Source organism: Aminobacter sp. UC22_36 (assembly GCF_044056035.1).
Classification (GTDB): Bacteria; Pseudomonadota; Alphaproteobacteria; order Rhizobiales; family Rhizobiaceae; genus Aminobacter.
On the sequence record NZ_CP171996.1, the window covers coordinates 3,353,778 to 3,367,544 of the forward strand.

A 13,767-nucleotide genomic window follows, 5' to 3' on the forward strand; every position below is an offset into this window, starting at 1 on the left:
GAGCCTAGAGCTTCACCCAGCCTTCGGGCGGTGACTTGCCTGGATGGATGGAGCCGCAGTTCGGGCAGGTACGTGCCTTTTCGTCGGCGTAGAACGCCTGGTAGATCGGCGGCAGGTCGCGGACGATGCTCTTCAGTGTCACCTCGACACGCTTGACCAGCGCGTTGCAGTCGAAGCAGTACCATTCGAAGGCATCAAGCAGACCGTCGTTGCGCTTGGGCTCGACCACCAGGCCGATGGAACCTTCCTGCGGGCGCTGCGGCGAGTGGCGCACATGCGGCGGCAGAAGGAAGATCTCGCCCTCGCGGATCGGCACGTCGTAGAAATGGCCGTTGTCCACCACCTTGAGCATCATGTCGCCCTTGAGCTGGTAGAAGAACTCCTCGACCGGGTCGTCGTGATAATCGGTGCGCTTGTTCGGGCCGCCGACGACAGTCACCATCAGGTCGGCGTCTTCCCAGATCTGCTGGTTGCCGACCGGCGGCTTGAGCAGATGGGCGTGCTCGTCGATCCACTTCGAGAAGCTGAAAGCTGAGAGGCGTCTGGTCATTGTCATTCCTCCTGTCGGATTGATCGTTCAGGCCGTGGTCTTCAGGCCGCAAGCCTCGAAGGCAGCGCGGGTGATGCGCTTTTCGTCCTCGGTCAGCTCGAGCAGCGGCGGACGCACGCGGCCGCCCGTCTGGCCAAGCAGCTGCTGCCAGTATTTCTGGTGCGAATGCGGTTTCTCGGCCGGGCGGGTATCCTTGAGCGCTGATCGCACCGGGTCGAGGCTGTCGCGAATGCGGCGCGCTTGCTCGGCCTTGCCGGCGAAAGCGAGGTCGGTGTACTCGCGCATCCGCTTGTCGTGCCTGGTCTGGATCAGGTAAGGCGGTGACGAGCACAAATAGAGCTGCCAGTTGAGCTCGAGGATGTTGTCCAGCCATTCCTCCTCGGACGCCGTGCTGACGAGGATGCGGTCGCCGGCAAGTGCGGTCAGCTCCTTGTACATCGGGCGTGGCACCGAGTATTTGATGGCGACGACGTTTTCGATGTCGGCGAGCTTGTTGCAAAGCTCAGGGCTCATCAGGTAGCCGCTGTCGGGATGGCTCCAAAGTGCTATGCCGATATCCACCTTGTCGGCGATGGTGCGATAGTAGTTGAGCAGCGTCTCATCCTGCTGCTTGAAGAAGTGCAGGATAGGCGCGTGCACGACGATGTAGTCGGCGCCGCATTTCTGGGCATGTTTGGCCAGGTCGATGACCACGTCCATGTTCTGGTCGGAGCAGGACATGATGGTCTGGGCGCGGCCGGCACAGGCATCGACAGCGAGGTCGAAGCTGCGCTTGCGCTCGTCGAGCGACATCGAGAAGAACTCGCCTTGCTTGCCGGCGATGAAGAAGCCGTCGATCTTGAGGTCTTCGATCCAATGATCGATGTTGCCGCGGAAGCCGGCCTCATCAATCGACAGATCGTCCTTGAACGGCATCAGGCCGGCGGCCCAGATGCCCTTCATCGTCGCCCGCGAATGGGCCTTGGCAGTCTTCTTGTCGTACTTCATCGAATTGCGAGCCTTTTCGGGAATTTCGAGCTTCGGCTAGATCGCCATGCGGTGCGAGACGTTCTTGACCACGGTGTAGTGCAGGATGCCTTCGGCGCCGCCTTCGCGACCGAAACCACTCTCCTTGACCCCGCCGAACGGTGTCTCGGCCACCGACGCCTCGAGCGTATTGATCGAGACGTTGCCGGCTTCCAGGTCGTCGGTGATCTGGTCGACATTGGCGGCCGAGTTGGTGAAGGCATAGGCCGCCAGCCCGAACGGCACGCCGTTCGCCTTCTCGATCGCCTCTTCAAGCGATGAGACCGGATTGATCACCGCCAGCGGGCCGAACGGCTCCTCGCGCATCACGCGGGCATCGTCTGGCAGGTCGGCGAGGATCGTCGGCGGATAGAAATAGCCGCTGTTGCGCGGCCGCTCGCCGCCGAGCAGAAGCTTCGCGCCCTTCGACACAGCGTCCGCGACCAACATCTCCATCGCCTCGACGCGGCGATGGTTGGCCACCGGACCCATCTCGACACCCTCTTCCAGGCCGTTGCCGACCTTCACGGCGCGGGCACGCGCGATGAAGGCTTCGGTGAAGGGCTTGTAGATCTTCTCGTGGACGAAAAAGCGGGTCGGCGAGGTGCAGACCTGGCCGGAATTGCGCACCTTGCGGATGGCCGAGGCAATGCCTGCTTTCACCGGATCGGCGTCGTCGCAGACGATGACGGGGGCGTGGCCGCCGAGTTCCATCAGCGTCGGCTTCACATAGCGAGACGCGAGGCCGGTAAGCGTCCTGCCGACCGCGGTCGAGCCGGTGAAGGCGATCAGGCGCACCTGCTCCTGTGGGATGAGGTACTCGGAAATCTGCGAAGGCACGCCGAAAACGAGGTTGAGCACGCCGGCCGGAAGACCGGCATCATGGAAGGCGCGGGCAACGTGGAGGCAGCCCGCCGGCGTCTCTTCCGCCGCCTTGATGATGATCGAGCAGCCGGCCGCGAGTGCGCCGGCAATCTTGCGCGCCGGCTGGCTCATCGGGAAATTCCACGGCGAGAAAGCCGCCACCGTGCCGATCGGCTGGTGGTGGACGATGTAGCGGATGCCCGGTTCGCTCGGGATGACGCGGCCATAGGTGCGCTGTGCTTCGCCGGCGTCCCACTCGAAGAACTCGGCGCCGCGGATGACCTCGAGGCGCGCCTGCTGGAGCGGCTTGCCGTGCTCGCGGGTGATGTCGACCGCGATTTCATCGATGCGCTCGCGCAGCAAGGCTGCTGCCTTGCGCAGAACCTCGGCACGGCGGGCGGGCGAGGTCTTGCGCCAGACGGCAAAGCCGCGCTCGGCCGCTTCAAGCGCCGCATCAAGGTCATGCGTCGACGCGACGGGGACCGCGCCGATCACGCTCTCATCAGCCGGGTTGATGACTGGCAGCGTCTCTGCCGTCTTCCGCCAGGCGCCACCGATATAGAGCTGGAGATCGGGGTAGTTCGACATTGGTGCGCCTCGGCTTGGTAATGGGCATTATTTTCGACGGCGCCGGGCAGCCATGGCCCGCGACGTCGTTTGCACCAAGATCAACGGAAACCGATATATCGACAAGATGGATTTATCTGATAAATTAATACTGTTTTCTGTATCAATACGCCTGGCACCGGATGGAGGCTCGTCCGTTGTCAAGCCGCCCGCGCAAGGGAGAGCGTCTGCGTGAAGATCACCATCAAGCAGATCCAGCAATTCCTTGCGGTCGCCGAGCTCGGCAGTTTCTCGCGCGCCTCAAAACGCCTCGGCTCGGCGCAGCCGGCGCTGTCGCAGGCAATCAGGGACCTCGAGGCAGAACTTTCAGTACGCCTGTTCGACCGCACCACCCGCCGGGTCGAACTGACCGACGCCGGTCGCGAATTCCAGAACTCCGCCACCAAGGTGATCGAGGAGCTGGAGCATGCAGTGGAGGGCGTGCACATGCTGGCCGAGCGGCGGCGCGGACGGCTGCGCATTGCCGCCCCGCCCCTGCTCGCCTCCGTCGTGCTGCCGCAGGCCATTGCCGAGTTCCAGAAGAGCTATCCGGGGATTTCGGTGCAACTCGCCGACGTCGGCACGGAGCAGATCGTGGAAAGCGTGCGCAGCGGCCAGGCCGATTGCGGCCTTGGCACCTTCTCGCCGGCCGAAGATGGCATCGAGCGGCTGTCACTGGTGCGCGACAGCCTGATGCTGTTCTGCGACCACCGCAGCCCGTTCCACGGCGCTGCCGCCGTCAAATGGCGCGACCTTGCCGAGCAACCACTGATAACCCTGACCCGGGACAGCGGCATCCGGCTGCTTGTCGAAGTCGGTTTCGAGATGGCGCAGATCCCGTTCAAGCCGGTTTTTGAGGTGACGCAGGTGACGACGGCCATAGCACTTGTCGAGGCCGGATTGGGCATTGCCGTGCTGCCAACCTATGCGCTGGCGGCAGCACGTTTCAGGAAGGTCGCCGGCAAGCCACTGGCCGAGCCCACCATTTCACGCGAGGTGTCGTTGATCCACGCCACCGGCCGCTCGGTGTCGCCCGCGGTCTCCGCCTTCGCCGCCGTCGTCCGCCGCTATGCCCAGCAGCTGACGCCGCGCGACACCAGCTAACCCTTGATGAGCTTGACCAGGGCCTTCGACAGGACCGTATCCTCGGAGGCAAGGTCGAGCAGAACATCGAAATGGTTGCGGCCGGGGACTTCGATCAGCTCCGAGGCAAAGCCTGCCTCGCGCCATATCAGGTCATAGCAGGTCGATTGGCGCTTGAACCCGCCGGGTTCACCATCGGCATAGGCAACGACGATCGGACACCCCACAGCGGGGATGTTGGCGGCCGGGCTCAGCCGTTCAACGGCCGCATCGTCCAGCTTGATCCAGTCCTGCACGAACGATTTCGCGATCGGTGCGAGATGGAACAGCCCGCTGATCGGCATCGCGCCTTTGATAACGTTTTCCGGCACGCCTTCGTCAGCATGCCAGCCGCCGGCCAAAACAGCGCCCGTCAGGTGACCGCCGGCCGAACTGCCACCGACGAAGATGCGCTCGGGATCAATGCCGAACGAACGGCCATTCTTCCAAAGATGCGCAACTGCCGCCCGCACTTCCCTGACGATCTCGTCGAGAGACGCTTCCGGCGCGAGCCTGTAATCCATCACCGCAGTGACGACACCCTGTTTTGCCAGCATGCCGGCCATGAAGGCGGAGTCGTGCTTGGACAGCATGCGCCAGTAGCCGCCATGGATGAACACGAAGACCGGCCTCGGCTCCGCAGCCGCGCCGTAGATGTCGATGGTCTGGCCGCTCTCGGCATCGTAGACGACATCGAGATGCGTCGCATGGCCGCGCATTTCCTCCGAGCGGCTGCGATAGTCGCGCATCGCCGCCTCAAAGACCTCAGCAGTCACCGACCCGCGCGCGCCGTAGTCGCGGTCAATGACGTCACGTGGCCAATTGGCTTCGTCTGCGAGTAAACTCATGCGTCGAACTCCCGCTCAGGCGACAAAGGCGCGGATGGTCTCGGCCACTATTTTCGGCTGTTCCAGCGTCGGGAAATGTGTCCTGCCGGGCAGCTTGTTGGGCATATACCAGTCGTTCCCAGCTGCAAAATCGAGCTGCGCCTGAGCATACTCCGGCTCGAAAGGCTGAGAATAGATGTGGGTGATCGGGCGCTTCTGCTTCAGCACCGCCATGCGCTGCATCGGGTTGCCCCACTTGCGGTAGGCCTTGGCGATCTCGCGGCCCGAACGCGCCCACATCTCGAAGCTGTATTTGGCCATCTCGTCGTTGACGTGATTGACGATATCCTGGTTTTCGGTGTCGCCGATCCAGTAGTTGAAGAAGTCGCCGCGGCCGTTTTCCCAGTTGGTGCGATCCTGGATGTGGTCGATCATCGAGAAGAACGCCTCGTCAGGCGTCGTCTGGATCCAGTCGATCACCACCGAGCGCGGAATGCGCGCCGTGCCGAGCCGATCGGTGATTTCGATGTTGGCCCAGCCGCCATGCGAGGTCGAGACCGGCACCAGCGCGTCGATGTTCATCTTGTCGAGGAAGGCGATGACATCGTCGGCCTGCTCGCTGGTGGTGAAGTCGCCGTCATGGCTGCGGTGTTCGCCATGGCCACGCCAGTCGAGGCGAATGACGCGGTTGGTGTTGGCGAGTTCGGGCACGAGCGTCTTGAACAGGCGGTGATCCTGACACCATCCGGACAACAGCAGCAGCACCGGACCTTCGCCGGTATCGTCGTAAGAGAGCGTGTTGGCGCCGATCTCGATGGACTTCATGTACGGGACTCCGAAATTCTGAAGGCAAGCTCAAGGCTTCGCTGGATAGGTTCAGACCAGGGCGTTGGTCGCGGTCGGCGCATGGCGCGCCGTTTTCATGCGCTCAGCGCCGATCTCGCGGCTCTGGCCGGTGATCTTCAGCACTTGCGAGCGCACGTCGTCAGGCCAGAAATTCATGTCACCAAGCCGCTCGGCCGTATCCTGCGTGTGCTCGGTCATCGGGCGCTCCCGCGCCTCCCAAGCTGCCAGCGACTGCATAGTGTCGGTGCCATCGTCGACGGCAGCGGCAAGGCCAAGACCATTCATCAAGGCACAGCCGCCGCCCTGCCCGAGATAAGGCGGCATCGCATGCGCGGCGTCGCCGAGGATGGCGACGCGTCCCTTGCTCCACTGCTTGAGCTTGACCACTTCGAAAGCATCCCAGCGGCCGGCATCGCCGAAGCGCGAGACCAGGGAAGCAAGATGTGGGAAGGATTCGGTCCAAAGCCTGCGGTCGGCCGGAACCTTGAGTGCAGCAGCGTCGTCGGCGGCACAGCAAAGCGCGACATAGAGATCAGTGGCGCTCGCCGGCGTGTAGAGGATGCGGCGCGTGCCGGTGAAGTATTCGATGTAACGCTCACGGTCCTCGGCCGGCACGTCGCCGTCGTCACGCGAAATCAGCATGCGGATCGCGCCGTAGCCGAGATGCTTGCGGTAGAGCATCAGGTCGAGCGAGTCGCGCACTTTGGAATTGATGCCATCGGCACCGACCACCAGGTCTGCCTTGCGCCTGGTGCCGTCGGCGAGCAGCAGTTCCCCGTCAGGAGTTGCGCCCACCGCTTCCGAGTTGGTCAGGATCTCGACGCCGCTGCGGCGGCAGGTATCGACAAGCGCGTTGATCAGCGTCTCGCGAAGAATGGTGATCAGCCTGGCATCTTCAGGACCGTTGATCGGAATTTCTTCCATGGTCGTGTTGTCGTGGTCGCGGGTGTGGAACTGCGGACCGATATGCGCGCCGACCGTCGCCTGATCGTAGGCGCCGATCGCCTGCAGCACGCGCAGGCCGTTGCTCCAGATGTAGATACCGGCGCCGAAGGTCCTGAGTGTCGGCGCACGTTCATGCACCGTCACCGACCAGCCACGCTGCGCAAGGGCTGCCGCCGTGGTCAGGCCGCCAATTCCCGCACCGGCGATTTCCGCACGGCGTCCAGCTCCGGATTTCTGCATCATGTCGTAAACTTCCTCCCCGTGCGGCAGATATTGCCGACGCCTGCAGCCGGCCCGATCCGAGGGCACGAGCCAAATGCCTCCACGCGCCAGCCTGCCTCAACGGCAGCCAACGCCTTCGGGGCAAAAGTTCCAGCGAATGGAAATGCAAACAAGTGAATTCTCTGGAAATTTCTATGAGGATTTGGAATACCAGTTTCAGGACACTCATTTGGGAGGATGATGCTTCATGAAGCTGCTGACGAGCCGCCTGACCATCCGTCATCTGCGCATGGTCGTGGCCATCGTGGAGGAAGGAAACCTGGTTCGCGCCGCCAAACGGCTGAACATGACCCCAGTCGGCCGTCACCAAGGCGCTGCAGGAGATCGAGGCAATCACCAAGGCGCGCCTGTTCGACCGAACCAATCGCGGCGTGGTACCGACGATGTTCGGCGATACGCTGGCCGAGCACGCGCGCCTCGTCATCACCCAGCTTGCCCATGCCGAAGAACACCTCGCCGACCTGCGCGACGGCACCGGTGGCCGTGTCGCCATCGGCACGCTGCTTTCGGCCTCAGCCGAGTTGCTGCCGACGGCAATCGCTCGCCTGCGCAAGGAGCGCCCCAAACTGGTGGTCAAGATCGTCGAAGGCACCAACGACGTGTTGATTCCGGCACTGCGCGCCGGCGAACTCGACATGGTCGTGGGGCGCCTGTCCGAGTTGCGCGATCGGCTCAACGTCGTCCAGGAAGTGCTGATGGACGACATCGCCTGCGTCGTCGCGCGCCGCGGCCATCCACTGGCGGAGCGGGGCGAACTCAGCCTCGCCGACCTGATCGGCTGGGAGTGGATTCTGCCACCCCAGGAAACGAGCCTCAGGCGCCAGATCGACATCGCCTTTCGTGAGGAAGGTCTTGAACCGCCACCGCATGCCGTCGATTCCGTCTCGCTGCTGACCAACCGGGCGCTGCTGATCGATGCCGACTATCTCGGCGTCTTCCCCGCCCAGGTCGCGCGGCGCGAGGCGGCACTCGGCGCCATCGTCATCTTGCCGGTGACGCTGCAGGCCACCGCCATTCCGATCGGCATCACCACCCGCACCAATGCGCGCCTCTCCCCTGCTGCCGAGGTGCTGGTCGAGACGCTGAGGCGCACGGCTCGGGACCTGGCGCAATGACGTATCAGTAATCAGCTTTTTCCGGATATTCCCGTTCGTCATGCCTGGATGACGAGTTTTCCATTTACCGTGATGCTGGTTGCGCCAAGCTTTGGCGAACGGACAACACTGCGGAGGAGCAGCGTGTTGCCTGCGGTCTCTGATCCGATACGAAGGTTGGCGAACTGACGCCTTGACCTCGGAGAAATGCGCGACCGCGTGCCCTGCTGCCCCCTCCCTTTGAAGCAACTGCTTGCCTGCAACGGCCCGGCACAAACCGCAATTTGCAATGGCGGGAAGCGGCGCCTGAGCGGGCCGAGGGAATTTTGGGGAAGAGGAATAACCTGATGCATTTCAAGGGAATTTTGTCGGCGGCTGTCATGGCGCTGTCGGTCAGCGCCGCTTATGCGGAGGATCCGCTCAAGATCGGCATGATCACCACGCTTTCGGGTCCGGCCGGCTATCTCGGCCAGGACATCCGCGACGGCTTCCAGCTCGCCATCGACGCCAACAAGGGCCAACTCGGCGGCAAGGCAGTCGAACTGGTGGTCGAAGACGACAGCCTGAAGCCCGGCAACGCCAAGCAGATCGCCGACAAGATGCTGTCCGAGCAGGGCATCAAGCTGTTCACCGGCATGGTCTTTGCCAATGTCGCTTTCGCCGCACTGCCCGACATTCTCGACGGCGATGCGATCTATGTCAGCGCCAACACCGCATCGGCAACCTTCGCCGGCAAGGAATGCCACCCCAACTATTTCGTCTCTTCCTGGCAGGACGACAGCCAGGGCGAAAGCGCCGGCGCACTCGCCCAGTCGCTCGGCTACAAGAAGGCCTTCCTGATCGCGCCGAACTACCAGGCCGGCAAGGAAACGATGGGCGCGTTCAAGCGCTTCTACAAGGGTGAGGTTGTCGGCGAGACCTATACCGGCCTCGACCAGACCGACTTCGCCGCCGAGATGGCGCAGATCCGTGCCGCTAAACCCGACGTCGTTTATGAGTTCGAGCCCGGTGGCCTTGGCATTGCCTTCATGCGCCAGTACCAGCAGGCCGGCCTGCTCAAGGAAATCCCGATGGTCGTCCATCCGGCCTCGCTCGACCAGGTCATCGTCCAGGCTGTTGGCGATGCGGCTTTGGGCGTGAAGGTCACCAGCCACTGGAACGACGACTTCGACAATCCGGTCAACAAGGCATTTGTCGAAGCCTGGAAGGCGAAATTCGGCGACCGTCCGATCACCTACTACGCCGCGCAAGGTTATGATGCCGCACTGCTGATCGGCACGGGCCTGGAGAAATCAGGCGTCGACGACCTGCCGGCCTTCCGCAAGGCGCTGCTGAGCTCCGAAATTCCGTCAGTGCGCGGCTCGTTCAAGTTCGGCCCCAACCAGCACCCGGTGCAGGACTGGTATTCGCTCAAGGCCGAAAAGGGCGCCGACGGTAAGATGGTGCTCAAAACCGACACCAAGGTGCTGACCGCGCATAGCGACAGTTACACCGCCGACTGCAAGATGCCGGTGGACTAATCGCGGCTGGGCGGGCGATCAGGAGATACGCGCCCCAGGGGTTGAACTGGGGCGCGCGCCTGCCGGGCGCGCGAGGGGGTAAATCCGCAGCAACCCGACAGCCATCGCCCCGCTGAGATCGGCAAATCCGCGCGGCGACGGGTCAGGCAGTTGCAGCGTGATTGCCGACATTAAAGACCGCGCGGTCCAGGGAGGCGATGTCCTTGGCCGCAAGGCTGATGCTCGGGATGTTCAAAAGCTTGAAGCGATTTTTCGCCTTCACCCATTCGTCGGCGGGCTGCAGTGTGGACAAGGTGTAGGTCGTCGTCTCATTGAGATAGTGCGTGGGAATGATCACCTTGGGCTTGAGGCGATCGACGATCGCGTCGGCCTGGGCATCGCCGGCTCGGCGAGCGTAAGACGCCTTTCCCCACCGTCATGCATTAATCCCGTCCACAATGTGGATTTTCTTGTTCCTAAAGGCCAATAACTGCCAAACACTGTGCATGACGAGCGTCGGCGGCAGGAGATTGGGTGTTGACCTTTGGTCGGTCAGGCTCTCCGATCACAGCCAGCCGGAATCCAACAAGGGCAAGATGCGGGACATATCAGGGGCAACAAAGCAAAGCACGACGGAACGTCACGCGATCAGCGCGGACCTGATCGCCGTGCTTGTTGCTGCCCCCAATGGCAATCCTGTGGTGCTGACCATCAAGGATGCGACCGCCCTGCCCTCCGGACCGTTCGAACTTGGCCACCGCTCACTGCAATCGGGCCTGCGCAACTGGGTCGAGCAACAGACCGGCCATCCGCTCGGCTACATCGAGCAACTCTACACTTTCGCCGACCGGGATCGCGACAGCGACGCGCCGGCTGGCCGGGTGATCTCGATCAGCTATCTCGGCTTGACCCGCGAGGAGCCGGCCCACCGCACGCCACCGGGAAGCTGGCGCAGCTGGTATGAGTTCTTTCCGTGGGAGGATCGTCGCACCGGTACACCACCCGTCATCCACGACATCATCGTGCCGCGCCTGCGCCAGTGGGCGGACACCGCAGATCAGCAAGACAAGCGCCAGAATCGCCTGCGCCGCGCCGCGAGCGCCTTCGGCTTCGACGACCGCCAGTGGAATGAAGAGCTGGTGCTGCAGCGCTACGAATTGCTCTACGAGGCAGGTCTTGTCGAGGAAGCTGTTCGAGCCAGGGAGACAGGCGACGCGTCGGCCGTTCCAGGTAAGGCCATGGTCGGCGACCACAGGCGCATCCTGGCAACCGGCATCGCCCGTCTCAGGACCAAGATCAAGTACCGACCGGTGGTGTTCGAGCTGATGCCGCCCTCCTTCACCTTGTTGCAGCTGCAGCGCGCCGTCGAGGCTTTGGCCGGCCTGCTCGTCCACAAGCAGAATTTCCGCCGCCTCATCGAACAGCAGGACCTTGTCGAAGAGACAGGCGAGATGAGTTCCGACACTGGCGGGCGGCCGGCGAAATTGTTCCGTTTTCGCCATGCCGTTCTCGACGAACGCTCGGTCGCCGGCACAAAATAATCCCAATCGCAGCTTGACAGCACTTATGCTCATGGTAAGCATATATCCTTATTATACTCAACACGAGCATAATAGGATGACAAATGTCTGGCATGTCCCTTTCCGCCGCCTCGCTCTATGACCGCGTCCAGCGCGTCATTCCCGCCATCGAGTGGCCGGTCTTTTCGGATGACATCGACGCCATCCTGAAGCTCAAACGCGAGCGCAACGCCGTCATCCTGGCGCACAACTACCAGACGCCGGAGATCTTCCATTGCGTCGCCGACATCGTCGGCGACAGCCTGGCGTTGGCGCGCAAGGCGATGGAGGTCGAGGCCGACGTCATTGTTCTGGCCGGCGTGCATTTCATGGCCGAAACAGCCAAGCTGCTGAACCCGTCGAAGACGGTGCTGATCCCCGACTTGGGCGCCGGCTGCTCGCTTGCCGATTCGATCACGCCGGAAGACATCCGCCTGCTGCGCCAGCGCTACCCCGGCGTGCCGGTCGTTACCTACGTCAACACCTCGGCGGCGGTGAAAGCGGAATCGGACATCTGCTGCACCTCGGGCAACGCCAAGGCGGTCGTGGAATCGCTCGGCGTGCCGCGCGTGCTGATGCTGCCGGACGAATATCTGGCGCAGAACATTGCCGCCCAGACCGAGGTCGAGATCATCGCCTGGAAAGGCCATTGCGAGGTGCACGAGCGTTTCACCCCGGCCGACATCCGCGAGATGCGTGCCGCCCACCCGGGCGTCATCGTCCTGGCGCATCCCGAATGCCCGCCGGAGGTGGTAGCCGAGGCCGACTTCGCCGGCTCGACCGCTGCCATGTCCGACTATGTCGGCAGGGAGAAGCCGACCCGCGTCGTTCTGGTCACCGAATGCTCGATGAGCGACAACGTTGCCGTCGAACATCCCGACGTCGAATTCATCCGCCCCTGCAATCTCTGCCCGCACATGAAGCGCATCACACTCGGCAACATCCGCTCCGCTTTGGAGCGGAACGAGCATGCCGTGACCATTGACCCTGCCATCGCCGCCCGTGCCCGATTGGCTGTCGAGCGGATGCTCGCGGTATGAGCGACGTCCGCGGCCTCGCCGGTCGTCCCGTCATCATTGGCGGCGGACTGGCGGGACTGATGACGGCGCTGGAACTGGCGCCGGAACCGGTGGTACTTCTGTCGGCTGCACCACTTGGCGGCGAAGCATCGAGCGCACTGGCGCAAGGCGGCCTTGCGGCCTGCATTGGCTCGGACGACTCAGCCGAACTGCACATCGCCGACACGCTCGCCGCCGGCGACGGCCTCTGTGATGAAACTGTGGTTCGGCGCATCGTCGAGGCAGCGCCTGCAGCTATCGAGAGATTGCAACGTCTCGGCGTCGCCTTCGACCGGATGCCCAGTGGCGAGCTAAGCCTTGGCCTGGAAGCCGCGCATAGCCGCCGCCGCATCGTGCACGCAGCTGGTGCCGCGACCGGAAGCGCGTTGATGCACGCACTTGTCGCAGCCGTCAGGCACACGCCGTCAATCACCGTCATCGAGGGTTTCGAGGCCCGACATCTGCTTGTGGACGACGCTGCCATCTTTGGCGTGTGCGCCACCGGAAACGCAGGCGACATTTTCCTTGCCACCAGCCGCGCCGTGCTCGCCACCGGCGGCGTCGGCGGCCTGTTCCATGACACCACCAACCCGCTCGGCTGCTTCGGCCAGGGCCTGGCGCTGGCCGCACGCGCTGGAGCCGAATTCGCCGATCTCGAGTTCGTGCAGTTTCATCCGACCGCACTCGACAGTGCCACCCGCCCGATGCGGCTGATCAGCGAGGCCGTGCGCGGCGAAGGCGCGGTGCTGATCGACGAGACCGGCAAACGGTTTCTCGCCGACATGCCGGGGGCAGAACTTGGCACGCGTGATGCGGTGGCGCGCGGCGTCTACCGACATCTGGCGCGCGGCCATCGCGTCTTCCTCGATGCCAGGGATAGTCTCGGCGCAAGCTTCGCCGTCCGCTTTCCCGCCATCGCAACTTACTGCCGAGAGGCGGGCATCGATCCTGCAACCGACCCGATCCCGGTGCGACCGGCGGCGCATTATCACATGGGCGGCGTTGCTGTTGATTCCGAGGGCCACAGTTCGCTGGCTGGCCTCTGGGCATGTGGCGAAGTCGCCTCAACCGGCTTGCATGGTGCTAACCGCCTCGCCAGCAACTCGCTGACCGAAGCGGCGGTGACGGCCGGTTGGGTGGCAAAAAGCGTGGCAGGCGCCCCCACCCTCGACAGGCCCATGGCAAAACCGGCGAATGTTTCGCACCGCCCCGACGTGTCGCTGGTCCGCAGCATCGTCTCGCCGGCACTGGGCGTGTTGAGGAATGGCGACGCCCTGCTCGACGCGGCGTCGCAGTTGCTGCCACTTGCGACAGGCACCTCGGCAAGTTCCGACCCGGCAGCCGTGGCGCTGATGATGGTGATCTCCGCCTTGCAGCGCGAGGAGAGCCGGGGTGCGCACTGCCGTACGGATTTTCCCCAGCGCGCGGTCGCAGCCGAGCGCTCGACGATCACGCTTGCCGCCGCAATCGAAGCTGCGGCCAGTCTCGAAAATGCCGCAGTTCGCACGGA

12 protein-coding genes and 1 pseudogene are annotated in these 13,767 nt (G+C 63.4%); 6 read left to right on the forward strand and 7 right to left on the reverse strand.

All coding sequences use genetic code 11. The features are described 5' to 3' along the window. Positions 1-4: 4 nt before the first annotated feature. From ACHMW7_RS19885 to ACHMW7_RS19895, 3 genes are read right to left on the reverse strand one after another with little or no spacing between them, the layout of a single operon-like run. Positions 5-550: a 3-hydroxyanthranilate 3,4-dioxygenase gene (locus ACHMW7_RS19885; RefSeq protein WP_395447239.1), complete on the reverse strand. Its 546-nt coding sequence runs from the start codon at positions 548-550 to the stop codon at positions 5-7. Between the two features lie 27 nt (positions 551-577). Then, positions 578-1,537, reverse strand: coding sequence for a dihydrodipicolinate synthase family protein (locus ACHMW7_RS19890; RefSeq protein ID WP_395447240.1), 960 nt, complete (start codon positions 1,535-1,537; stop codon positions 578-580). Positions 1,538-1,573: 36 nt separating this feature from the next. Next, positions 1,574-3,007 carry an NAD-dependent succinate-semialdehyde dehydrogenase gene (locus tag ACHMW7_RS19895; RefSeq protein ID WP_395447241.1) on the reverse strand — a complete coding sequence of 478 codons (1,434 nt, stop codon included), beginning with the start codon at positions 3,005-3,007 and terminating at the stop codon, positions 1,574-1,576. A gap of 210 nt (positions 3,008-3,217) precedes the next feature. Here ACHMW7_RS19895 and ACHMW7_RS19900 point away from each other — a divergent pair, with 210 nt between their 5' ends. Further along, entirely contained in the window at positions 3,218-4,129 is a 912-nt protein-coding gene (locus ACHMW7_RS19900; RefSeq protein WP_395447242.1) for a LysR family transcriptional regulator, read from the forward strand. Here ACHMW7_RS19900 and ACHMW7_RS19905 read toward each other — a convergent pair. Genes ACHMW7_RS19905 through ACHMW7_RS19915 form a run of 3 tightly spaced genes read right to left on the reverse strand, consistent with a single transcriptional unit; the run spans position 4,126 to position 7,008 of the window. Continuing rightward, positions 4,126-4,995, reverse strand: a complete 870-nt coding sequence (locus ACHMW7_RS19905) for an alpha/beta hydrolase (RefSeq protein ID WP_395447243.1) — start codon at positions 4,993-4,995, stop codon at positions 4,126-4,128. The genes ACHMW7_RS19900 and ACHMW7_RS19905 overlap by 4 nt on opposite strands. A gap of 15 nt (positions 4,996-5,010) precedes the next feature. Beyond that, on the reverse strand, positions 5,011-5,799 hold the full coding sequence (locus tag ACHMW7_RS19910) for an alpha/beta fold hydrolase (protein ID WP_395447244.1): 789 nt from the start codon (positions 5,797-5,799) through the stop codon (positions 5,011-5,013). Between the two features lie 51 nt (positions 5,800-5,850). Next, positions 5,851-7,008 (reverse strand): FAD-dependent oxidoreductase, encoded by a 1,158-nt coding sequence (locus tag ACHMW7_RS19915; RefSeq protein ID WP_395447245.1) that lies wholly within the window; start codon positions 7,006-7,008, stop codon positions 5,851-5,853. Between the two features lie 422 nt (positions 7,009-7,430). Between ACHMW7_RS19915 and ACHMW7_RS19920 the strand changes: the two genes are divergently transcribed. Together ACHMW7_RS19920 and ACHMW7_RS19925 are read left to right on the forward strand one after the other, a co-directional pair. Continuing rightward, positions 7,431-8,162, forward strand: a complete 732-nt coding sequence (locus ACHMW7_RS19920; RefSeq protein ID WP_395447246.1) for a LysR substrate-binding domain-containing protein — start codon at positions 7,431-7,433, stop codon at positions 8,160-8,162. A 326-nt stretch (positions 8,163-8,488) separates the two neighbouring features. After that, positions 8,489-9,661 carry an ABC transporter substrate-binding protein gene (locus ACHMW7_RS19925; RefSeq protein WP_395447247.1) on the forward strand — a complete coding sequence of 391 codons (1,173 nt, stop codon included), beginning with the start codon at positions 8,489-8,491 and terminating at the stop codon, positions 9,659-9,661. Positions 9,662-9,803: 142 nt separating this feature from the next. Here ACHMW7_RS19925 and ACHMW7_RS19930 read toward each other — a convergent pair whose 3' ends face one another. Then, the gene (locus ACHMW7_RS19930; protein WP_395447248.1) at positions 9,804-9,998 is read right to left on the reverse strand and encodes a hypothetical protein; all 195 of its coding nucleotides are present in this window, start codon (positions 9,996-9,998) and stop codon (positions 9,804-9,806) included. 238 nt (positions 9,999-10,236) lie between these two features. Here ACHMW7_RS19930 and ACHMW7_RS19935 point away from each other — a divergent pair, with 238 nt between their 5' ends. From ACHMW7_RS19935 to ACHMW7_RS19945, 3 genes and pseudogenes are all read left to right on the forward strand, one after another. After that, positions 10,237-11,181, forward strand: coding sequence for an NrtR DNA-binding winged helix domain-containing protein (locus ACHMW7_RS19935; RefSeq protein WP_395451375.1), 945 nt, complete (start codon positions 10,237-10,239; stop codon positions 11,179-11,181). 83 nt (positions 11,182-11,264) lie between these two features. Continuing rightward, on the forward strand, positions 11,265-12,239 hold the full coding sequence (nadA, locus tag ACHMW7_RS19940; protein ID WP_395447249.1) for a quinolinate synthase NadA: 975 nt from the start codon (positions 11,265-11,267) through the stop codon (positions 12,237-12,239). Continuing rightward, positions 12,236-13,747, forward strand: a pseudogene (locus ACHMW7_RS19945) (L-aspartate oxidase); the annotation flags it as partial. The gene nadA and the pseudogene ACHMW7_RS19945, both read left to right, overlap by 4 nt. Between the last annotated feature and the right edge of the window lie 20 nt (positions 13,748-13,767).

Coding starts and splice junctions, on each gene's coding strand:
- ACHMW7_RS19935 (WP_395451375.1), top strand. CDS start 10,237: ATGCGGGACATATCAGGGGCAACAAAGCAAAGCACGACGGAACGTCAC.
- nadA (WP_395447249.1), top strand. CDS start 11,265: ATGTCTGGCATGTCCCTTTCCGCCGCCTCGCTCTATGACCGCGTCCAG.
- ACHMW7_RS19905 (WP_395447243.1), bottom strand. CDS start 4,995: ATGAGTTTACTCGCAGACGAAGCCAATTGGCCACGTGACGTCATTGAC.
- ACHMW7_RS19915 (WP_395447245.1), bottom strand. CDS start 7,008: ATGATGCAGAAATCCGGAGCTGGACGCCGTGCGGAAATCGCCGGTGCG.
- ACHMW7_RS19895 (WP_395447241.1), bottom strand. CDS start 3,007: ATGTCGAACTACCCCGATCTCCAGCTCTATATCGGTGGCGCCTGGCGG.
- ACHMW7_RS19920 (WP_395447246.1), top strand. CDS start 7,431: ATGTTCGGCGATACGCTGGCCGAGCACGCGCGCCTCGTCATCACCCAG.
- ACHMW7_RS19890 (WP_395447240.1), bottom strand. CDS start 1,537: ATGAAGTACGACAAGAAGACTGCCAAGGCCCATTCGCGGGCGACGATG.
- ACHMW7_RS19925 (WP_395447247.1), top strand. CDS start 8,489: ATGCATTTCAAGGGAATTTTGTCGGCGGCTGTCATGGCGCTGTCGGTC.
- ACHMW7_RS19885 (WP_395447239.1), bottom strand. CDS start 550: ATGACCAGACGCCTCTCAGCTTTCAGCTTCTCGAAGTGGATCGACGAG.
- ACHMW7_RS19910 (WP_395447244.1), bottom strand. CDS start 5,799: ATGAAGTCCATCGAGATCGGCGCCAACACGCTCTCTTACGACGATACC.